The sequence below is a fragment of the Geomonas sp. Red32 genome (assembly GCF_023652955.1).
Lineage (GTDB): Bacteria > Desulfobacterota > Desulfuromonadia > Geobacterales > Geobacteraceae > Geomonas.
The window spans coordinates 405,563-426,075 of record NZ_JAKLOY010000005.1 but is presented as its reverse complement, the minus strand read 5'-3'; the positions used below and the strand labels follow the sequence as shown (position 1 = coordinate 426,075).

Here is a 20,513-nt window from a genome sequence, read left to right as displayed (position 1 = left end):
GGTTGACTTATGACGCCGGGGCTGCTTTTAATAGGCGATGCCCGCAAACGACACTCAGATCAGTTCATCCAAAGCCACCTTCTGGCTGGTACTATCCACCTTTTTCTGGGGTGGGAGTTTTATCTTCAATAAGATCGGCTTTCGCGATATTCCCCCGGTGACCTTTCTCTTTTTCCGGTTTGCCCTTGCCGCTCTCGTGATGGGGGGCGTCTGCCTTCCGCGCCTGAAGAAGTTAAACCTGGTCACGCTCAAAACCGGCCTGCTGGTCGGCTTCGCGCTGGCTGCCACCAACGTCTCCTTCGTGCTCGGTGTCAGTGGCACTTCGGCGTCGCGGGCCGGATTTCTCAACAACCTTTTCGTGCTCATCATTCCCCTTTTCTGCTTTATGTTGTGGCGGGAGAAGATGGACCGGTGGACGGTGGCCGGGCTCTTCATGGCGATGGCGGGCATGTGGCAACTGGCCTATGGCGGGGTCGAGGGATTCAACCGTGGCGACGTGCTCTCTACCCTCTGCGCCTTATTCATCGCATTTCACATCATTTCCGTTTCCAAGCTTTTGACCGACGAAGACATCTACCTTGTTACCCTGGTACAGTTCGCCACCGTGGCGGCGGTCGGAGGAGTTTTGTACGCCATCCTCCCCGCGGAACCGTTCTCCATCACGGCTGCCTCCGGCGGCAGTCTCGTGTACTGCGCCATCTTCCCGACGGTAGTCGCCTTCACCCTTATGAATACCTACCAGCGCTTCACCACCCCCACCAAGGCGGGGCTCATCTACACCCTCGATCCCGTCTGGAGCATGGTGGGCGGCATGCTGATCCTGGGAGAACGGCTCTCCCCCGGCGAATTGTTCGGCTGCGCGCTGATCTTCGGCGCCGTGGTGCTGCCGCTGTCGGTAAAGCGCCTGCGGGAGCGCCACGTCCGGTTGGCCTACGCCGAGTAGCCGAGTAGCCGAGTAGCCGAGTAGCCGAGTAGCCGAGTAGCCGCGGCGATTGGCCGGAAGGTACCCCGCCATTAGTTTCCAAGAACTCACTTCCTCATTTGACGCATCGTAGACCATGTGGGAAAGTTAATCGTGCAGTTTCAGAAACATGAAGTACGAAAGGATCGGCCATGGACCTGGAAGCCATCCGGCAGGACTTTCCCATGCTTCAGGCGAAGAGAGACCGGCGCCCTGTCGTCTACCTCGACAACGCATGCCAGACCCTGCGCCCGGCCAAGGTCATCGAGGTCATGGACCGGTACTACCAGGAGACCTCGGCCTGCGGCGGCCGCAGCATGCACCGCCTCGCCAATGAAGTAGCCAGCCAGTGCGAGGCCGCACGCGAGACCGTGGCACGTTTCCTCAATGCCTCCCGCAAAGAGGAGATCGTCTTTACCCGCAACACCACCGAAGGGATCAATCTCGTCGCCAATTCCCTCCCCTTGGGGAAAGGCGACGTCGTCCTTATCGGCGATAAGGAGCACAACTCCAATCTCCTCCCCTGGCAGATGCTCGCCAAGAGGCGCGGTATCGAGATCCGGATCGCCCGTTCCCGCGACGACAACACCTTCGACCTCGACCGTTTTTCGTCGTACCTGGACGATCGCGTCAAGCTGGTGGCCCTCGGGCTTTGCTCCAACCTCGATGGCGTCGCCATTCCCGCTGCCGAAATCATCCGGAAGGCCCGGGCCAACGGGTCCCTCGTCCTCTTGGATGCCGCCCAGGCCGCCCCCCATCAGCGCCTGGACGTCAAAGCCCTCGATGTGGATTTTTTATCCTTCTCCGGCCACAAGGTGCTCGGCCCCTCCGGTACCGGCGTCCTCTACGGCAAATACCGGCACCTGGAGGAGATGCAGCCTTTCATGGTCGGTGGCGGCACGGTCTCCTCATCGAGCTACGACGGCTGCGAATTCCTCCCCCCGCCCGAGAAGTTCGAGGCAGGTCTCGCCGACTATGCCGGAATCATCGGCCTCGGCGCGGCGATCGATTACCTTGAAAAGATCGGCTTCAAGAACATCCAGCGCCAGGACCTCCTCCTCAACAGCCACCTCACCGCGGGACTCGAAGGCCTCAAAAGGTTCCGCATCCTCGGCCCCGCCGATCCCGAAAAGCGCGGGGGGATCCTCTCCCTCGCCGTGGAAGGGATCGACCCACACCGGATCGCCCTGATGCTCGACCAGATGGCCGACGTCATGGTCCGTTCCGGCCAGCACTGCGTCCATTCCTGGTTCAACGCCCACGGGCTCCCCGGTTCCCTCCGCGCCTCCGTCTACTTCTACAACACCGTCGAAGAAACCGGCATCTTCCTCGACGCCCTGCGGAAGATCGACCGGGTGCTCTAGCCATGTTCTGCATCGTCGCCTTCATCATACTGGCCATCTTCGGCATCTTCAGCGCGGGGAGCCGTGAGCTCGCCAGGGAGGCCTGGGGGTGCGTCTTCCGCCGGGTGACCTTCCGGCCCTGCACGACCGGGTTCGACGAAAAGATCAAGAGCCGCATCCTCGGGAGCGTCATCAACCGCTCCGAGACGGCGGCGCGCCTCCTCAACCGGAACTTCGAACTGATCGCCTGGGCGATGTTCCTGATCGTCACGGCGAGCAGTGTCTACGCCGTCCGCGGGCTCTATCTCTTCTATGTCACCGGGAGTTGCAGCGGCCTCAACGAAACGAGCTTCTGCCTGCTCGACCCATCGGGAGAAAACAGCACGGTGTCGGCCGTCGACGCCGGGTGCCGGGAGAAGCCGACTACGGTCGAGGATCTCACCCTCAAGGAGGCCGATCTCCGCTCCTTCCCGACCATCAAAGGGAAAGGGGAGGGGAGCATCGTCGTCATCGGCTGTTACGGATGCGCCTACACCCGGCGGGTCTACCACTCGTTGAAAGAGCTGGCGGAGAGAAACGGCGCCAGCTTCACCTTCATCGACTACCCGGTCAAGGTGAAGACCAACCTGATGACCCGGCTCGGATACTGTGTCTACCGGCAGGACCCGTCCCGGTACTGGAAGCTGAACGAGACCCTCTTCACCGCCCAGCTCCCCACCCTCGATACTCTGGAAGGGGCCCGGGCTACTACCGCGAAGCTCGGCCTCGACTGGGGGGAGATCAGCCGCTGCCTCGACGCCCCCGCCACTCGGGATGCGGTGGACAGTCAGGCGGAAGAGGCGCTGAAGACCAATTTCTTCGGCACCCCCACCGTTTTCATCAACGGCAAAGCCTTTGTTGGCCCAAAACCCGACCGTGTCTACGCCATTGCCTTGAAAGGTCTCGCCTACTGGTTGAAGTGAGCGAACGGTTTCTAACTTGACTTTGTCCGTTGCATTAATCTATAGTCGATCACCTATTCTGTAATTTCAAGCAGTTAGCAGCGAGACTCACGAGATCCCCCCTTCCAAGTCATGACCCTCCGAGGTCCTCGAAAGTTCCCTCCCTGCTTTCGCCCATCCCAGGAGAACGAATGTCCAAAAAAGTGGTTATCGTCGGCGGCGGATGGGCCGGTACGGCGGCTGCTCTGGCGGCCCGGCAGGCGGGGTGCGACGTTCGTCTCTTCGAGCGGACCGACATGCTGCTGGGGACCGGGGTGGTGGAGGGCGGCATACGGGTGAACGGCCGGTTTGCGGTGGTCGGGGAGCTGGTTGCCATGGGCGGCGGAACACTCTTCCAGGTGATCGACCGTCATTGCCAGGTCGAGCTCACCGGCCATGACCTCGCCACCATCGAGCCCGTGGTGAGGCGGTCCCTGCTCCTGGCGGGAGTGGTGGTACATCTTCAGGCCCGCGTGGATACCGCGCAGGTCACACAGGAGACGGTGACCGGCATCTCGGCCACCGTTGCAGAAGGATCAACGCGGATTGAAGCGGCGGGCGATGCCTTCGTGGATGCCTCCGGCACCGCCGGTCCTGAAGGGAACTGCTCCACTCTCGGTATGGACTGCGGCAGGTGCATCACCCGCTGTCCCACCTTCGGCGCTCCTTTGGGGATCCCCGCCTTGGCCGGTCTCGACGAAAGGGAGGACATTCTCCCGTGCGGCGATACCTTGCGGGTGGCCGGGCTCTCCAACGTCTTTTGCGCCGGCGACAAGGCCGGATTTCTTCGCGGCCAAAGCGAGGCCATCCTCACCGGGACGCTGGCCGGACACAATGCGGCGCGGCTGGCCTGGGGGCTTGATCCTGTCGCGCTCCCAAGAACCCTGGCCTGCGGAGAAGGCATTGCCTGGGGACTCGAGCACAAAGGGGCGTTAGGCGAGGTGGGCGAAACCTACACCTTCTCGGGGTGGGAGCTCTTCGGTCACATGAGGGAGCGGTCGCTTGACGGTACCGATGCCGCCGAAATAGCGGGCCGTGTCGAGGCGGCTGGCATGACCGGCTTTTTCGTCCGCAAGCTGGGGTAGCTAGAGCCCCGGCATCACCAAGCAAGGAGAACAGGTTTGTCAGAAGTTGTACTCGATCAGGTAACGGCGGTCATCAAGGACGAGGTCAGGCTGGAGGGAATCACGCTCGCCATGAGAAAGGGCGAGCAGTGGGGGATCGTCGGGGCCAACGGCTCCGGGAAGTCGGCACTGGGGAAACTCCTCTGCGGCCGGCTGCCGGTGGCCTCCGGGAGCTGCCGCCTCCCCGCGCGCACCGGCTACGTCTCCTTCGAAAGGGTCAACGAGATCCTCGAGATAGAAAGGTACAACGACGACTCGGATTTCCTCGACTACATCGACGAGGGGACCCTCGCCCGCGATTTCATCCTGGAAGGGGAACCGACCGGGGAAAGAAAGCTCCGCGACCTGGCCCGGCTGCTCAACTTCACCGGCATCCTCGACCGCGGCATCAAGTACCTCTCCACCGGCGAGATGCGCAAGATCGTCGTCTGCAAGGCCCTCATGCAGGATCCGGAACTGCTCATTCTTGACGAGCCGTTCGACGGCCTGGACGTTGCCTCCTGCGCCGCGCTGAAGATGTTGATCTCCGGCTGCGTGGATAGCGGTATCCGGGTGGTGCTCCTTCTGAACCGCTTCTCCGAACTCGTCCCCGAAATCACCCATGTCGGATACATCAAGAACCGGCGCCTCATCATGACCGGCCCGAAGGAAGAGCTCCTCGCCTCGGAGGCGCTGAGAAGGCTCCATGCCTTCCACTACACGCTTCCCGCCGAGCTTCCCGAGGTGGACGCCGCCACTGTCAATCCGCCCCTTCCCGCAGGGCAGCCGCTCATCGAGATGAAAGCGGTGAAGGTCAGCTACGGGGAGAAGGCGATCCTGAGCGGGCTTACCTGGACGGTGAAACCGGGAGAGCACTGGAAGATTTCGGGACCCAACGGTGCGGGGAAATCGACCCTCCTCGCCATGGTGAGCGGCGACCACCCGCAGGCCTACGCCAACGACATCACGCTCTTCGGAATCAGGAAAGGTTCGGGGGAAAGCGTCTGGGACATCAAGAAGCGGATCGGCCTCGTTTCGACGGCGCTGCAGCAGGATTACCGGGTGGGGGTGACCGTGAGGGTGGCGGTGATCTCCGGTTTCTTCGACTCCATCGGGGTCTATGGCGACTACACCAAGAAGCAGCAGGAGATCGCGCTGGACTGGCTCAGGATGCTCCATTTGGAGGAGCTGGCCGAGGCCCCTTTCCGGAACCTCTCCTACGGCGAGCAGCGCCTGGTCCTCTTGGCGCGCGCCATGGTCAAGCAGCCGGACCTCCTGATCCTGGACGAGCCGTGCCAGGGGCTCGACGACGTGAACCGGGAGATGGTGCTGAAGCTGATCGATCACTTGGGGAGTGCCGGGAAGACCCAGCTCCTCTACGTCACCCACCACGCGGAAGACGACATCCCCTGCATCGCCAACCACCTCGAACTGGTCCCCGCTAAAGAGGCTGGATTTACCGGGAAGGTTTCGTAGCTTCACTTGCAATGAAGACTATCTCCGCCGCCACCTTTCCCCCTTCGATCTTCAGCAGTGCCACCGTCACCGGGAGGCCGAAGCGGCGCTTGCCGGCGCTGCCGGGGTTGAGGTAGAGGGCGCCGTCTTTGTCGCCGTTGACCGCCTTGTGCGAATGCCCGTAGACGATCACCCGGCCGCTCTCCCCCGGCGCCCGTAGCGGAAGCTCCTTCAGGTTGTGGATCATCAGCACCGAGACCTCCCCGATCTTCACCCTTTGCACGAACGGGAACGGCTCCGCCCATGCTCCGTTATCCACGTTCCCCCGTACCGCCACCACCGGCGCCAACTCCTGGAGCTGCTCGACGACCTCCGGCTTTCCGATGTCGCCGGCGTGGACGATCAGCTCAACTCCGCGCAGCGCTTCCACCGCCTCCGGGCGCAAGAGCCCGTGGGTGTCCGAGATGACCCCGATTAGGTGCGCCGCTTCCTCTCCACCGGCAGCAAACTCTTTCACCATAACTCCTTTCACTAGTTCGCTCTTTCCCGTACTCTCTCGGACAAGGGTTCCTTCTCTTTTTCCCCGTCCTCACCCCGCGCCTCACGTGAAGGGGAGGGGGGAGTTCGCAGGGCTTAAAAGAGTACAAAAACGGACCTGAATTAGATGTAGTTAACCGGTATACGTAATTACCTGACTTTTCTTGCTTGTTGTCGCACAAAATGGTACTAATACCGGTTACTGTCTGCAATCTTATCAAAAAAGAATGTTGCCCTTTTAGTCTTTAGAAGTGTCGCATACGAGTAGGAACTATGAAACCAATCATTGCCATCGTCGGGCGCCCCAACGTGGGGAAGTCCACCCTTTTTAACCGTCTGGTCGGGCGCCGCAAGGCGATGGTCGACGACATGCCCGGTGTCACCCGGGACCGCAACTACGCCGAGGTGAACCGCTTCGACGTCCCCTTCATCCTGGTCGACACCGGCGGCTTCGAGCCGGAAACCAACGACCGGATGCTCCAGCAGATGCGCGAGCAGTCCCGCTTCGCCATGGACGAGGCGGACCTGGTCCTCTTCGTGATGGACGCCCGCGACGGCCTCACCCCGGCCGACACCGAGGTGGTGGAGATGCTCAGGCGGGTCAAAAAGCCGATCTTCTTCATCATCAACAAGGTGGACGGCGACAGCCAGGAGGCCGCGGCCGGCGACTTCTACTCGCTGGGGATCGACCAGATCTACACCATCTCCGCCGAGCACAACCGGGGCGTGGGCGACCTGATGGACGACGTCATTGCGGTTCTTCCCCAGGACACCGGCAAAGCGGCCGACGAGGAGACCACCAAGATCGCCGTGGTGGGGCGCCCCAACGTCGGCAAGTCCACCCTGGTCAACCGCCTGCTCGGCTACGAGCGCGTGGTCGCGAACCCCACCGCCGGAACCACCCGCGACTCGGTCGATACCCGCTTCACGGTCAACAAGAAGCCGTACATCCTGATCGACACCGCCGGCATCCGGCGCAAGGGGAAGACGGTCGAGAAGATCGAGAAATACTCGGTCATGGACGCCCTGCGCGCCATCGAACGGGCCGACGTGGTGCTCATCGTGATCTCCGCCGAGGACGGGGTCACCGAGCAGGACTCCAAGATCGCCGGCTACGCCTACGAGGCCGGCCGCGCCTGCATCTTCGTGGTCAACAAGTGGGACACCCTCACCAAGGACAACGCCTCGATGGGGAAATTCGTGGAGGAGATCCGGAGAAACTTCAAGTACCTCCCCTTCGCCCCCATCCTCTTCATCTCCGCCACCAGCGGCCAGCGGACCGGGAAGATCATCCCCGAGGTCGACCTGGTGATGGCGCAGTACGCCAAAAGGGTCTCCACCGCGGATCTCAACCGGGTCTTCTCCAAGGCGACCGAGGAAAACCACGCACCGCTTTCCCAGGGGAGAAGGGTGAAATTCTACTTCGCCACCCAGGTCGGAATCAAGCCCCCCTCCTTCGTGATCTTCACCAATCAGCCGGAGGGAATCCACTTTTCCTATGAGCGTTACATCATGAACCGGTTTCGCGAAGCCTTCGGTTTTACCGGCACTCCGCTGAAACTTATTTTCCGCGGCAGGGACAAGAAACAGTCCTAAATCATTCTTTACTTAGCGGATACGATAAGTTAGTATGATGAGAATTTTAGACCTACCATCCACATGAGAGAGCAGCAACCATGAGTCTCGTCGGTAATCTGGAAGACCTGGGGCTCGGCGAGATCCTGCAGATCGTCAGCCTGAGCAGAAGGTCGGGCGTGCTCTCCCTCCAAAGCCGTGGACGGGAGGCTCGGGTCATCTTCCGCAACGGGCAGGTCATCCGCGCCATCTCCACTACGTTTCAGCAGAACCTGGGCGAGGCGCTGATCCAGAAAGGGGTCATCGACCTCCCCACCTTGAAGCGCGCCTTAAGCATCCAGGCCGAGGAGGGGTTCACCCAGCTTTTGGGGGTCCTGCTGATCGACCGCTTCGGAATTCCCCACGACGCCATCGAGGCTGTGGTCAGGGAGCAGATCGAGAACGTGGTCTACTCCCTTTTCGCGTGGGCCGAGGGAACCTTCGAATTCGAGCTGCAGGAGATAGCCGAGCGCGACGCCGCGGTCGACACCTTGCAGTTCATGCTGAAGCAGGGCCTCAACCCCCAGTACCTGGCGATGGAAGGGTCCCGCATCATCGACGAGCAGCGCCACCGCGAGGAGACGGGTGAGGGTGGGGAGGACGTTTCGGGGGAATCCGAGGAGAACGTCGACTTCGCCTTCGATCTCCTGCAGGAGAAGAGCGTCCCGGAGGAGAAGGCTGCTGCCACGCCCAAACTCCCCCCAATCGACGTCCCCTTTCCCGAGCCGATGGCACGGCCCGCGGCCGCCGGGGCGGTGGTGGACCCCTTCGCTGCCCATCCCGGCGGTGGCGGCTCTCTCGAATTCGCTCCCCAGGACGAGACTCCGGACCCCGCCGCCGGCCTCCCGCAGGGGGGACGCCCGCTCGTGCTGGTGGACGACGACCCCGGCACGCTGGAGGTGCTCGCCCCGCTTTTGAGCCGCCAGGGGTACCGCGTCTACCCGGCCGGCCGCAGCGAGGATGCCCTGATCCGGGTCGACACCCTCTACCGCGACGGCGAGCGGCCGTCGGTGGTGGTCGACCTCGTCATGCCGCGCATGGACGGCACCGGTATCGTCGGCGGACTCGAGCTCCTCGAGCTCCTCAAGGCCAACTTCCCCGAGCTCTCCGTTTTGGCGGTCACCGACTTCCCCAACGAAGAGGGGCAAAAGCGTTGCCGCGGACTCGGCGTCCCCGTCCTGGTCAAGCCGGGGCAGGGAGAGATCGCCGAGGCGGCCGCAGGCTTCGTGCCGCACCTGGCCGCGTCCCTGGCCGCTTCGCCGTCGGCCGGCGGAGCCGACAGCCGGATCAACATCGGCGACGAGCTGAGGCTCGAGATGGGCGAGGAACCCGCCCTGCCCGCTCCCCAGATCAACCAGAGCATCGGCGTCTCCCATCTTAGGGGGATGCTCGAAGAATTGAACAACCCGCAACTGGGCGGAGGGATCATCCTCCTGGTGCTCCGCTTCGCCGCCGAGTTCGTCAACCGCGCCGTGATCATGCTGGTCAAGAAGGACGTGATCCAGGGCTTGGGCCAGTTCGGCCTCGACGACCGGGACGGCTCCGCCGATTCCCACGTGCGCAGTTTGCGGATCCCCCGGGAGGAGCCCTCGCTCTTCGGCACCGTGCTGGAGGCGAAGTTCCCCATCAAGGGGGCCATCGAGGACTCGGTCTGGAACCGCTTCTTCTTCGAGCAGCTCGGGGAGGAACGCCCCCAGGAGGTTTTCCTGGGACCGATCGTAAGCGAAGGAAAGGTGGTCGCCATCCTCTACGGCGATAACCTGCCGGAACAAAAAGCCATCGGCGATACCGAGTCGCTGGAGATATTCCTCAGCCAGGCCGGCATAGCAATGGAGAAGGCCCTTTTGCAGCGTAGGCTGCAGGACCAGGGCCGGGGGGAGAATTGACGTGAAAAGGATACTGATTGCCGAGGATTCCAACACCATGCGCTCCATGCTGGTCTCCACCATCGACGAGCTCGAGAAGTACTCCATCGTTGAGGCCGCCAGCGGATTCGAGGCGCTGCGACTGTTGCCGCGCGAGAAGGTGGACCTGATCATCACGGACATCAACATGCCGGACATAAACGGCCTGGAGTTGATCAGCTACGTGCGCAACAACCCCAACTACGCCTCCATCCCGCTCTTCATCGTTTCCACCGAGAGCGGCGACAAGGACCTCGAAAAGGGGCGCGCGCTGGGAGCCAACGAGTACCTGGTCAAGCCGTTCGACCCGGTGAAGCTCCAGGAGCTCATCTCCAAATACCTCGAACCCTAAGGTCGGGGCCGATTCCACTGCGATGAGGTTGTCATGAGCGCTGAGGAGAACATAGCAAAAGCGGTCAAGGACTTCCTGGCCGAGGCCGAGGAGATCCTTGACCAGCTGAGCCTGGACCTGGTGGCATTGAGCGATTGCGCCGACGGGGGGGAGTGCAACCCCGACCTGGTCAACTCCGTCTTCCGCGCCGCCCATTCGCTGAAGGGGCTCGCGGGGATGTTCGGCCTGACCGAGATCGCCGAGCTTGGCCATCACCTGGAAAACCTCCTCGACGCCCTGAGGCTCGGCAAGGTCGAGCTCGACCAGGGGGTGGTGAGTGCCCTCTTCGAATCCACCGAGCTTCTGACCGCCCTGGTGCGAAACGCCGGCCAGGGTGGCGGCGAACCGGTCGACCTCACCGGCGCCATGGAGCGGATCAACGACTGCCTCACCAACAAACCGAAGGCCGCCAAGGACTCCCCCCTGGCCGCCCTCAACATCCCCGAACGGGTCCTGGGCTCGATGACCGAGTACGAGGAGCACCGCCTTCTGGAGAACGTCAAGAAGGGGCGGCGCATCTACTCGATCCGGGTCTCCCTCCTCCTGACCAACTTCGATTCCGAGCTGATGGAGCTGACCGATCAGCTGAAGCAGGTCGGCGAGGTCATCAGCACGCTCCCCTCCGCCTCCAGCGGCATCGACGCCGGTATCGATTTCGAGATCCTCTTCGGCTCCGAGCTTGCCACCGACGAGCTCACCCCGCTCATCGAGCGCGACCACCTGACCGTCACGAGCTTCGGGAAGCAGGAGAAGAAGGGCGCTCCCGCTCCCGCAGCGCCCAAGGCCGCTCCCGTGGAGGCCCCGGTGGCCGCCCTGGCCCCCGCAGCCGTCGAGAGCGAGCCCGAGCCGCAGCCGGTGAACCCGGCGGACCAGGGGGTGAGCGCCAAGAGCATGAGCCGCACCGTCCGGGTGGACATCGGCAAGCTCGACCTCCTCATGAACATCGTGGGCGAGCTGGTGCTCTCCCACTCCATGATCGCCGAGGTGGCCGCCAAGATGCGCCGCGACGGGCTGATCCTCCCCGGCCAGCAGGTGGCCAAGGCGGCCAAGGGGCTCGAGAAGAAGCTCGCCGAGCTGCAGAAAGGGGTCATGGAGATCCGGATGATCCCGGTCGGCCAGCTCTTCGAGAAGATGACCCGCATCATCCGCAAGATCTCCCGCGAGCAGGGGAAAAAGGTCGACCTGAAGCTCTTCGGGGCCGAGACCGAGCTCGACAAGCTGATCATCGAGGACATCTCCGATCCGGTCATGCACATCGTCAGAAACGCCATCGACCACGGTCTGGAAACCCCGGCGGCGCGCCTCGCTGCCGGCAAGGACGAGAAGGGTACCATCGTCCTGTCGTCGTTCCAGAAGGGGAACCACGTCGTCATCCAGATCGAGGACGACGGCGCCGGGATCGATCTCGGCCGGGTACGGCAGAAGGCGGTCGAGCGCGGCGTGATCGGCTCCCCCTTCGAGGTCTCCGACAAGGAGGCGCTCGAGTTCATCTTCCTCCCCGGCTTCTCCACCTCCGAGCAGGTGAGCGAGATCTCCGGCCGCGGCGTGGGGATGGATGTGGTAAGGACCAACATCGCCGCCCTTTCCGGGATGATCGACCTGGAGACCTTCCCCGGCCGCGGTACCCGGGTCACCATCACCCTCCCCATCACGCTCGCCATCATCAAGGCGCTCATCATCACCACCGCCGGCCGCACCTACGCGCTTCCCATCACCTCCGTGCTCGAGAGCATCATCGTCGAGCGCAAGGAGATCAAGACCGTGGAGCGCAAGGAGGTCATCCAGCTCAGGGAGACGACCCTGCCGCTCTTGCGGCTCTCCGATTTCTTCGAGCTCAAGGGGGCGGGGGATATCCCGGACTCCTTCTACGTCGTGGTGGTCGGGGTGGCCGAAAAGAGGCTGGGGCTCGTGGTGGACGACCTCCTCGGGCAGCAGGACATCGTCATCAAGTCGATCGGCGAGACCTTCGCCGGCTTCAAGGGGATCTCCGGTGCGGCCGACCTGGGCGACCAGCGGACCATCCTGGTGCTTGACGTCGGCAGCGTCATCAGCGAGGCCACTCGCGGGAGTGCCGGCTGATGTATAAGTCGTTCTACGGGCTCACCGAAAAGCCCTTCAGCAAGACTCCCGACCCGCGCTTTCTCTACATGAGCCGGGGCCACCGGGAGGCGCTCGCCCGGCTCGAGTACGCGGTCGAGGAATGCGAGCTGGCGCTTTTGACCGGGGACATCGGCTGCGGGAAGACCACCATCTCCCGCGCGCTCATGGACCGGATGGGGGACCGCTACCACTTCCTGTTCGTCTTCAACCCGAGGCTGACCGCCGACGAGCTTTTGCGGGTGATCGCTTCCGGGCTGGACGTGGGGAGCCCCTCGCACGCCAAAGACGAGCTCTTGAAGGAGATCACCACCGCGCTTTACGGCCTCCACCGCGAGGGGAGGGTGCCGGTGGTGGTGATCGACGAGGCCCAGATGATCCCCGACCGGGAGCTCTTCGACGAGATCCGGCTGTTGACCAACTTCCAGCTGGACGACCAGAACCTGGTGAGCGTGATCCTGATGGGGCAGCCCGAGCTCCGCGGGATGCTGGCCTCCCCGGTGTACGAGCCGTTCAGGCAGCGGATCTCGCTGAACTTCCACCTGGCCCCCCTGGGGCTGGACGAGACCATGGAGTACCTGGATTTCAGGATCTGCGCGGCCGGCGGCTCGCCGGGGCTCTTCTCCCCCGACGCCGTGCAGCGGATCTACGAGATCACCGCCGGGGTGCCGCGCCGGATCAACTCGCTGGCCACCAATGCGCTGCTGGTCGGCTACGGACGCGACGCCACCTGGATCGATTCTTCGGTGGTCGAGGAAGCCGCCGAGGAGCTGTTGCCGTAACCAACGATCAAGTCCCCCCTTCCCTTGAGGGAGGGGGGGCAATGAGCAAGAAAGCAGCGGGAGTTGAAGGAGTCGAAGATGAATCTTGCGGAGATCAGAAGGAAGGCGCAGCGCGCAGAGGCGGAGGGGCAAACCCGTGCCGCCGGACCGGCCCCCTTAGCCGCGGTTCCCCAGCCCCAGGCTGCCGCCGCCGCGACCCCGCCGGAGCCGGCCCTTACCTTTAGCGCCGCCGCCGAGGCGGTGGCCCTGCAGGAGATCGTGCCTTTCGCGGAGGTCTCCCCCGAGCCGGAGGAGTTCGCTCCCTTTGATGTTGCGCCCGCAGCCGCTTCGGTCGCGGAGCCCCAGCCGGAGTACGAGCCCGACTACTCTTCCGGCTACGAGGCGGAGTACGCCGACGAGCCGCTCCATGAGCCGGAGCCGGCCTACCGGTCCGAGCCCCCCCGCGCCCATCAGCCAGAACCGGCTTACCGGCCCGAGCCCGCACCGGCCCCCAAGGCCGTTGAGCCTCAGCCGGCGGTCTATGAATCCGCTCCGATTTACCAGCCGCCGGTCTACCAGGAGAACGCCCCGGCCGAGTCCTTCGACTGGCAGCCCGAGGCGCTGGAAGATCTGCTCCCGAGCGACTTCAGCAAGGCCCGCCGCCCCGAGCGCTTCGATCCCGCCTCCGTCATCCTCAAGGGGCGCGAAACCGCCGCCGAGGACGATGATGGCCTGATGGGTGAAGAAGCGGCGAACGCGACGCTGGAGCTCCTCTGCTTCCGGGTGGCGGACGAGGAATACGCCATCAGCATCATGGACATCAAGGAGATCATCAAGCCGCGCGAGGTCACCGAGGTGCCGCGGGTGCCTGCCTTCGTGCGGGGGATTCTCTCCCTGCGCGGCATCATCATCCCGATCTTCGACATCCGCCTCCGCCTGGGGCTCCCCGCCGGGGTCCATTCCGAGCGCGAGCGGGTCATCGTGGTGAGCCGCAGCGAAGGGTTCTGCGGCGTGCTGGTGGACGAGGTCGTCCAGGTGGTACGGGTGGGAGAAGGGACCATCGAGCCCCCTCCCGTCGTGCTGGAAGGGATCGATCGCGAGTTCGTGCAGGGGATCGGCAGGGTCGGCGGCAGGATGCTGATCCTGCTCGACATGGCGAAGGTGCTGGACGTAAGTCTGCTGTAGGGCGGGAGCGCACATGGCGAAGAACAGGATCCTGGTGGTTGAGGACGAGGAGAGCCTTTTGAGGCTGGAGACCATCCTTTTCACTTCCAAGGGGTACGAGGTGACCGGGGCCCGGGACGGCCATTCCGCCCTGGAAGAGGCCACCGGCAACCCTCCGGACCTGGTGGTGCTGGACGTCATGCTCCCCGGGCTGGACGGTTTCGAAGTCTGCCGGGCCCTGAAGAACGATCCCCGCACCAGTGCGATACCGGTGGTCATGCTGACCGCCAAGAAGAGCGGGATGGATCTGGAGCGCGGCAAGAAGGCCGGCGCCGATGCCTACATCACCAAGCCGTTCAAGTCGGTGAAGGTGCTGGAGGTGATCGAGGGGCTGTTGCAGCAGGGCGACAAGGGAGGCGAGGAGTGACGCAGGAACTGCAGGAAATCCAGGTGGCCTGCCTCCGGATGGAGGAGGGGCTCTATGCCGTCGACATCATGCGGATCAAGGAGATCATCCGGCTCCCCAAGCTGGCCCCGCTCCCGCGCGCGCTCCCCTTCGTGGAGGGGGTGATCAACCTGCGCGGCTCGGTCATCCCGGTGATGGACCTCCGGAAGCGTTTCGGCCTCTCCCCGCTTGAGAACCAGGAGACCTGCCGGCTGCTGGTCCTCTCGATGCCGGGCCAGCCGCTGGGACTGATCGTCGACGAGGTGACCGAGATGATCGCCGTTCCGCTTAGGGAGCTCAAGCCTCCTCCGCGCGGCGTGCGTCTGGTCGGGGCCGAGTACATGGTCGGCCTCTTCCTGGTCCAGGAATCCCCGGTCATGCTTTTGAACATAGACGACCTGTTGACCTTCAAGGAGAAGGTCGAGCTTGGCTATCTCACCCCCCAGGGGGCACTCGCCACCGAAAAGAGCACTACATGCTGATAGTCTGCCCCAACTGCAAGAAGAGATTCGATGTCGATCCCGGTAGCGGCGACGAGGTGAGGAAACTCCGCTGCTCCAACTGCCGCGCCATATTCCGGCTGGTGAGGCGTCCCGCCCCCGCTGAAGGCGCCGTTCCGCCGGCTGCTCCCTCCGCTGCGGCGCCGGTACCTCCGGTTGCGGCTCAGCCGCGCCCGGCGGCACCGCCTGCACCGGCTGCACCCGTAGCGCCGCCCCAGGCCGCCCAAGCGGCACCGTCCGCGGCTGCGACTCCGGCTCCGGCGGCGAACGTCGCTTCCGGCCAGATCAAGGTCGTGGTGGCCAACGAAAGCGCTGCCTTCTGCGATGCGGTCGGGAAGGTGCTGGACACCGAGCCGTTCCAGGTGGTTTTCTGCAACGACGGTAAGGTCACCCTGGAAACCGTCGAGTCGATCCAGCCGAACCTTCTCCTTTTGGACGTGGCGTTGCCGACCATGTTCGGCTTCGAGGTCTGCGAGCGGATCCGTCAGAACCCGCAGCTGACCGGCGTGAAGATCGTGCTGATCGCCTCGATCTACGACAAGACCCGTTACAAGCGTTCGCCGAATTCCCTCTACGGGGCCGACGACTACATCGAGAAGCACCACATTCCCGACTCCCTGGTTCCCATGATCTACCGGCTGACCTCCGGGGCGCTTCCCCTTTCCGCCGCCCTTCCCAGCGAAGGAGAGCTCGAGGCCCGCGAGCAGACCCGCGTGGAGCTTAAAGAGGCTGAAGAGCGCGAGACCACCATCCCGGTGGCGGTCCCTCAGCAGCCCCCGATGGAGGCCCTGGGAGGCCTCGAGGAGAACCGCTACATCCTGGCCGCGAAGAACGAAAGTGCGGTCGCCGCCTTCCCGGCCGCCGCCGAGGCGGTGGCCCTGCAGGAGATCAACCCCTTCGACGAGGTGGCCACCCACAGTGCCAGTCAGACCAGTCAGACCAGTCAGACCAGTCAGACCAGTCAGACCAGTCAGACCAGTCAGACCAGTCAGACCAGTCAGACAGCGCAGCCGCCCGCCCCGGCAGCCGAGCGGCCGCTCACCGACGCCGAAGTCAAAGCCAAGCGCCTGGCCCGCATCATCGTCTCCGACATCGTCCTTTACAACCAGGGCAAGGTCGAGCAGGGAGTCCGCGACGGCAACTTCTTCGACCTCTTGGCGGACGACATCCGCGAAGGCGAGCGTCTCTACCGCCAGCGCGTCCCCGAAGAGCTCAGAGAGCAGACAGATTTTCTTACCGCGGCCTTCGATGACCTGCTGGCCAAGAAGCGCGCCGAGTTGAACGTGTAACACGCAGGAGAGCCCACTTGCCTATGGATCTTGACACAATCTCATCCGAACTCCGCTCTCCGGACGAAGAGGTCCGGCGGCTTGCCGTCGTCGAACTCTCCAGGCACCCCTTCGAGTCCGCCATGGAGCTCCTCTTCATCGCCATGGGCGACGAAAGCTGGAGGGTCCGCAAGGAGGCCGTCGCCGTCCTTGCCGCGGCCAATCCGACCGGCGACGAGGTGGTCGAGCGGCTGATCGACCTCTTACGCTCCTCGGACAACGCGGGGCTGCGGAACTCGGCGGTCGAATCGCTGGAGCGGCTCGGCCAGGTCGCCATCGCCCCCCTCTGCCGCTACCTCAAGGACCCCGACCACGACCTGCGGAAGTTCGTCATCGACGTGCTCGGCTCCATCGGCTGCGCCTCCTGCGTCTCGCTGCTGGTCCGCTCCCTCGAAGATACCGACCCGAACGTGCGGGTGGCGGCGGCGGAAAACCTCGGCAAGATCGGCGACCAGTCGGCCCTTCCGTACCTCCTGCAGGTGCTCGAGCGCGAAGAGGTCTGGCTCAAGTTCACCGTGCTCGACGCGCTGGCCCAGATCGGCGCCCCGGTCCCTCTCTCGGCCCTGCAGCCGCTCCTCGAAGAGCGCCTCCTCAAACGGGCGGTCTACGACTGCCTGGCCGTCCTGGGCGACGGCGACTGCCTCTCCATTCTCTTCATGGGTCTCGGGGAGACCGCCCGCAGCGCCCGCCAGTCGGCCGGGGTCGCCCTCGTCCGGGTCCGCGACCGCCTTTCCGAAGACGACGCCCAGACCGGAGTCGATCTCCCCTTGCGCCTTCTGCGCGGCTCCAAGACCGCCGAGGGGATGATTGCCGCCTTGAACGGCGCCGATCCGGCCCAGCTCGATCCGCTGGTGCGGCTGGCCGGGGGGGTCGGCGACGAACGCGCCACCGTCCCCCTTCTGAAGCTGGCCGGCGACGAGCGGCTGAGAAACAGCTGCCTCGACGCGCTGCGGCAGATCGGCTCCATCGCCATCCCGAGGCTCCTCGAACACTTCACCACCGCCGACTACCAGGAGAAGACCATCGTCGCCTTCCTCTTGGGTGAGCTCGGCTGCTCCGAGGCCACCCCGCTCCTGGTGGGAGGGCTCGCCGACGACTTCCCCGGCCTTCGTGCCTCGTGCGCGCTGGCGCTCGGGAGGCTCGCCTCCCGCGGCGTTTCCCGCGCCGTGGCCAAGCTTTTGGAGGATTCCGAGCCGCAGGTGCGCGACGCCGCCCTGCAGGCGCTGCAGTTTCTGACCCTGAGCGACGGCGAAACGGTGGAGGAGATCTGCGCCGAGTTCGTCCAGTCCCCCTCTCCGGACCAGCGCCGCCAGGCCGCGCTGCTCCTTTGGGGGCTCGCCGACGCCGACCGCCTCTCGCTTTTGGCCAAGGACGAGGACCCTGCCGTCCGGCGGGCCGCCGTCTCTTCGCTTGCCCGCGTGAAGCTCCCCCAGACCGTCGGGCACCTTTCCATGGCGCTCTCCGACGAGGATCCCGAGGTGCGGGTCTCGGCAGCCCAGGCGCTCTCCGAGATCGGCAGCGCCGACGTACTGGAGCCGCTGCTGGTGGCCTTGTCGGATCCCGACCCGTGGGTGCAGACCGCCGCCCTGAAGGGACTTTCGGCCCTGGGCGACCGCGGGGCGCTCCCCGGCGTGCGGGAGCTTTTGCGCAAGGCGCACGGGCCGGTGCTGATCACCGGGCTCACCACCCTGGCCACCGTGGGGGGCGCCGAGGAGCTTCCCGCCATCGAGGTGGCCCTTTCCGACGGCGACGAGGAGGTGGTGGAAGCGGCCATCGGCATCATGTCCGCCTTCGGCGATGGCTGGATCGATACCCACCTCGACAAGCTGATTTCCCATTCCCATTGGGGGGTGCGCCGTTCCTTCGTGAAGACCCTGGCCCAGTTGAGGGGCGCCCAGTCGCTTCCGCTTTTGGAGCGCGCCCTGGAGGGAGAATCCGACTCCCTCGTCAGGGGCGAGATCGTCGGGCTGATAGGCAGGCTGAGCCATGCTATTCAATGAGCCCACTCAACAGCTGACCGAAGAGGAGTTCCGCCTGATCAGGGACCTGATCTACAATCACTGCGGGCTCTACTTCGATTCCGACAGCAAGTACCTCTTGGACCGCCGCCTCGGGCGCCGGGTGGTCCACCACGGGCTGGCCGGTTTCCGCGAGTACTACCAGTTCCTGAAGTACGATCGGAGGAAGGACGAGGAGATCGCCGATATCATGGATATCCTCACCACCAACGAGACCTACTTCTTCCGGGAGGCCTTCCAGCTCCGTGCCTTCACCGACGAGATCCTGCCGGAGCTCATCCAGACCAAGGAGCGGGAGAAGACCCTGAGGATCTGGAGCGCCGGCTGCTCCACCGGCGAGGAACCGTACACCATCGCCATGCTGATGCTGGAGATGGAGCGCTTCAAGGGGTGGCGGATCGAGATCGTCGGGAGCGACATCAGCCAGCGGGTGGTCCAGCACGCGCGCAAGGGGGTCTACACCAAGAGCTCCTTCCGCTGCACCGACGAGCGCTACCTCCGCCGCTTCTTCACGGAATCCGACGGCTCCTTCCGGATCAACGACGAGGTGCGGGAACTGGTCACCATCACCCACATGAACCTCTTCGACGCGAACCGCCTGGCGCTCTTGGGGAAGATGGACGTCATCTTCTGCCGCAACGTGATCATCTACTTCGACGAGGCCTCCAAGAAGAAGGTCATCGAATCGTTCCACAATACCCTGAGAAGTGGCGGCTACCTCCTGCTCGGCCACTCAGAATCGCTCATGAACATTTCGACCGCCTTCGCCCTGAAGCATCTGAAAAACGACATGGTGTACCAAAAGACGGCGCCCGCGCCGGCGGGGGGGCTCTGGTGAAACGAGTACGGGTAGTAGTGGTAGACGATTCCGCCTACAACCGCCGCGCCATCACCAAGATGCTCGAGGAGATCCCCGGCGTGGAGGTGGTGGGGTTTGCAACCAACGGCGAGGAGGGGATCCGCAGGGTGATCGACCTCTCCCCGGACCTGGTCACCCTGGACCTCGAGATGCCCCGCATGGACGGCTTCACCATGCTCCGCATCCTGATGGCCTCCAACCCGGTGCCGGTCATCGTGATCAGCTCGACCTCCGGCGACGAGAAGGTCTTCAAGGCGCTGGAGCTCGGCGCGGTGGAGTTCATCGCCAAGCCGACCACCGTCATCTCCGAGGAGCTCCTGAAAATCCAGGAGGACCTGCACCGCAAGGTCCAGGCGGTCTTCAAGCTCAACATGGCCCGCGTCCAGAAGCGCTACGAGGCCCCCAGGCCGGTCGAGGAACCGGTGCCGGAGGTCCCGCGCCGGGTGGAAACCGCCGCCCTCGACGTGGTGGCCATCGGCTCCTCCACCGGGGGACCTCCCGCCCTGCAGCGGATCTTCTCCTCCTTCAAGGAGCCGCTCCCCTTCGCGGTGGTGGTCTCCCAGCACATGCCGGCCGGTTTCACCCGCGCCTTCGCCGACCGCCTCGACCGCAGCTCCGGCTTCGAGATCAAGGAGGCCAAGGACGGCGACGAGGTGCGCCCCGGGCGGGTCCTCATCGCTCCCGGCGGGAAGAACCTTCTCTTCATGAGGCGTGGCGACAAGATCCTGGCCCGCGTGGTCGAACCGACCGCCGCCGACCGCTACGTCCCGTCGGTGGACGCCATGTTCTGCTCCTGCGCCGAGCTCTACCGGGAGCGGATGCTGGCGGTGGTCTTGACCGGGATGGGGAACGACGGCGCCCAGGGCGTCAAGGAGGCCAAGCGGCTGGGCGCCCAGGTGGTGGCCGAGGCCGAGGAGTCGTCGGTGGTGTTCGGCATGCCACGCGAGGCGATCGCCACCGGGGTGGTAGACCGGGTGGTCCCGATGGATTTGATGGTGCGGGAGATCGTTGCCCGTAGCGGACTGGTGCCGCGTTTCGTATGACCAACAACGA

At 64.3% G+C, this 20,513-nt stretch carries 18 protein-coding genes; 17 read left to right on the top strand and 1 reads right to left on the bottom strand.

Annotated features, from left to right (window positions below; all coding sequences use genetic code 11):
- The first annotated feature begins 37 nt into the window (after nt 1–37).
- From L4X63_RS15590 to modF, 5 genes are all read left to right on the top strand, one after another.
- Entirely contained in the window at nt 38–943 is a 906-nt protein-coding gene (locus L4X63_RS15590) for a DMT family transporter (RefSeq protein WP_250679571.1), read from the top strand.
- 170 nt (nt 944–1,113) lie between these two features.
- A complete protein-coding gene (locus tag L4X63_RS15585) occupies nt 1,114–2,325 on the top strand; it encodes an aminotransferase class V-fold PLP-dependent enzyme (RefSeq protein WP_250679570.1) in 1,212 nt (403 codons plus the stop codon).
- Between the two features lie 2 nt (nt 2,326–2,327).
- Nucleotides 2,328–3,266 carry a DsbA family protein gene (locus L4X63_RS15580; RefSeq protein WP_250679569.1) on the top strand — a complete coding sequence of 313 codons (939 nt, stop codon included), beginning with the start codon at nt 2,328–2,330 and terminating at the stop codon, nt 3,264–3,266.
- Between the two features lie 170 nt (nt 3,267–3,436).
- Entirely contained in the window at nt 3,437–4,369 is a 933-nt protein-coding gene (locus L4X63_RS15575) for an FAD-dependent oxidoreductase (protein WP_250679568.1), read from the top strand.
- Nucleotides 4,370–4,405: 36 nt separating this feature from the next.
- Nucleotides 4,406–5,863 (top strand): molybdate ABC transporter ATP-binding protein ModF, encoded by a 1,458-nt coding sequence (gene modF / locus L4X63_RS15570; protein WP_250679567.1) that lies wholly within the window; start codon nt 4,406–4,408, stop codon nt 5,861–5,863.
- Here the strand turns inward: modF and L4X63_RS15565 are convergent.
- The gene (locus tag L4X63_RS15565; RefSeq protein WP_250679566.1) at nt 5,844–6,362 is read right to left on the bottom strand and encodes a metallophosphoesterase family protein; all 519 of its coding nucleotides are present in this window, start codon (nt 6,360–6,362) and stop codon (nt 5,844–5,846) included. The two genes, modF and L4X63_RS15565, sit on opposite strands and share 20 nt — an antisense overlap.
- A gap of 290 nt (nt 6,363–6,652) precedes the next feature.
- Between L4X63_RS15565 and der the strand changes: the two genes are divergently transcribed.
- The 12 genes from der to cheB all read left to right on the top strand — a co-directional run bounded on the left by der (nt 6,653) and on the right by cheB (nt 20,503).
- Nucleotides 6,653–7,975, top strand: a complete 1,323-nt coding sequence (gene der / locus L4X63_RS15560; RefSeq protein WP_250679565.1) for a ribosome biogenesis GTPase Der — start codon at nt 6,653–6,655, stop codon at nt 7,973–7,975.
- 80 nt (nt 7,976–8,055) lie between these two features.
- The gene (locus L4X63_RS15555; protein WP_250679564.1) at nt 8,056–9,879 is read left to right on the top strand and encodes a response regulator; all 1,824 of its coding nucleotides are present in this window, start codon (nt 8,056–8,058) and stop codon (nt 9,877–9,879) included.
- A 1-nt stretch (nt 9,880) separates the two neighbouring features.
- Nucleotides 9,881–10,249, top strand: coding sequence for a response regulator (locus L4X63_RS15550; RefSeq protein WP_250679563.1), 369 nt, complete (start codon nt 9,881–9,883; stop codon nt 10,247–10,249).
- A 33-nt stretch (nt 10,250–10,282) separates the two neighbouring features.
- Nucleotides 10,283–12,367 carry a chemotaxis protein CheA gene (locus L4X63_RS15545; protein ID WP_250679562.1) on the top strand — a complete coding sequence of 695 codons (2,085 nt, stop codon included), beginning with the start codon at nt 10,283–10,285 and terminating at the stop codon, nt 12,365–12,367.
- Nucleotides 12,367–13,167: an ExeA family protein gene (locus L4X63_RS15540; RefSeq protein WP_250679561.1), complete on the top strand. Its 801-nt coding sequence runs from the start codon at nt 12,367–12,369 to the stop codon at nt 13,165–13,167. Before L4X63_RS15545 ends, L4X63_RS15540 begins: the two co-directional genes overlap by 1 nt.
- A 78-nt stretch (nt 13,168–13,245) precedes the next feature.
- On the top strand, nt 13,246–14,331 hold the full coding sequence (locus L4X63_RS15535) for a chemotaxis protein CheW (protein ID WP_250679560.1): 1,086 nt from the start codon (nt 13,246–13,248) through the stop codon (nt 14,329–14,331).
- A gap of 13 nt (nt 14,332–14,344) precedes the next feature.
- The gene (locus L4X63_RS15530; protein ID WP_250679559.1) at nt 14,345–14,737 is read left to right on the top strand and encodes a response regulator transcription factor; all 393 of its coding nucleotides are present in this window, start codon (nt 14,345–14,347) and stop codon (nt 14,735–14,737) included.
- Nucleotides 14,734–15,237, top strand: coding sequence for a chemotaxis protein CheW (locus L4X63_RS15525; protein ID WP_250679558.1), 504 nt, complete (start codon nt 14,734–14,736; stop codon nt 15,235–15,237). Before L4X63_RS15530 ends, L4X63_RS15525 begins: the two co-directional genes overlap by 4 nt.
- Nucleotides 15,231–16,544: a response regulator gene (locus tag L4X63_RS15520; protein ID WP_250679557.1), complete on the top strand. Its 1,314-nt coding sequence runs from the start codon at nt 15,231–15,233 to the stop codon at nt 16,542–16,544. Before L4X63_RS15525 ends, L4X63_RS15520 begins: the two co-directional genes overlap by 7 nt.
- 23 nt (nt 16,545–16,567) lie before the next feature.
- Nucleotides 16,568–18,583, top strand: coding sequence for a HEAT repeat domain-containing protein (locus L4X63_RS15515; RefSeq protein ID WP_250679556.1), 2,016 nt, complete (start codon nt 16,568–16,570; stop codon nt 18,581–18,583).
- Nucleotides 18,570–19,439 carry a CheR family methyltransferase gene (locus L4X63_RS15510; protein WP_250679555.1) on the top strand — a complete coding sequence of 290 codons (870 nt, stop codon included), beginning with the start codon at nt 18,570–18,572 and terminating at the stop codon, nt 19,437–19,439. The genes L4X63_RS15515 and L4X63_RS15510 overlap by 14 nt, the downstream gene beginning before the upstream one ends.
- Complete coding sequence (gene cheB / locus L4X63_RS15505; RefSeq protein WP_250679554.1) at nt 19,436–20,503, top strand: chemotaxis-specific protein-glutamate methyltransferase CheB; 1,068 nt, start codon at nt 19,436–19,438, stop codon at nt 20,501–20,503. Before L4X63_RS15510 ends, cheB begins: the two co-directional genes overlap by 4 nt.
- The last annotated feature ends 10 nt before the right edge of the window (nt 20,504–20,513 follow it).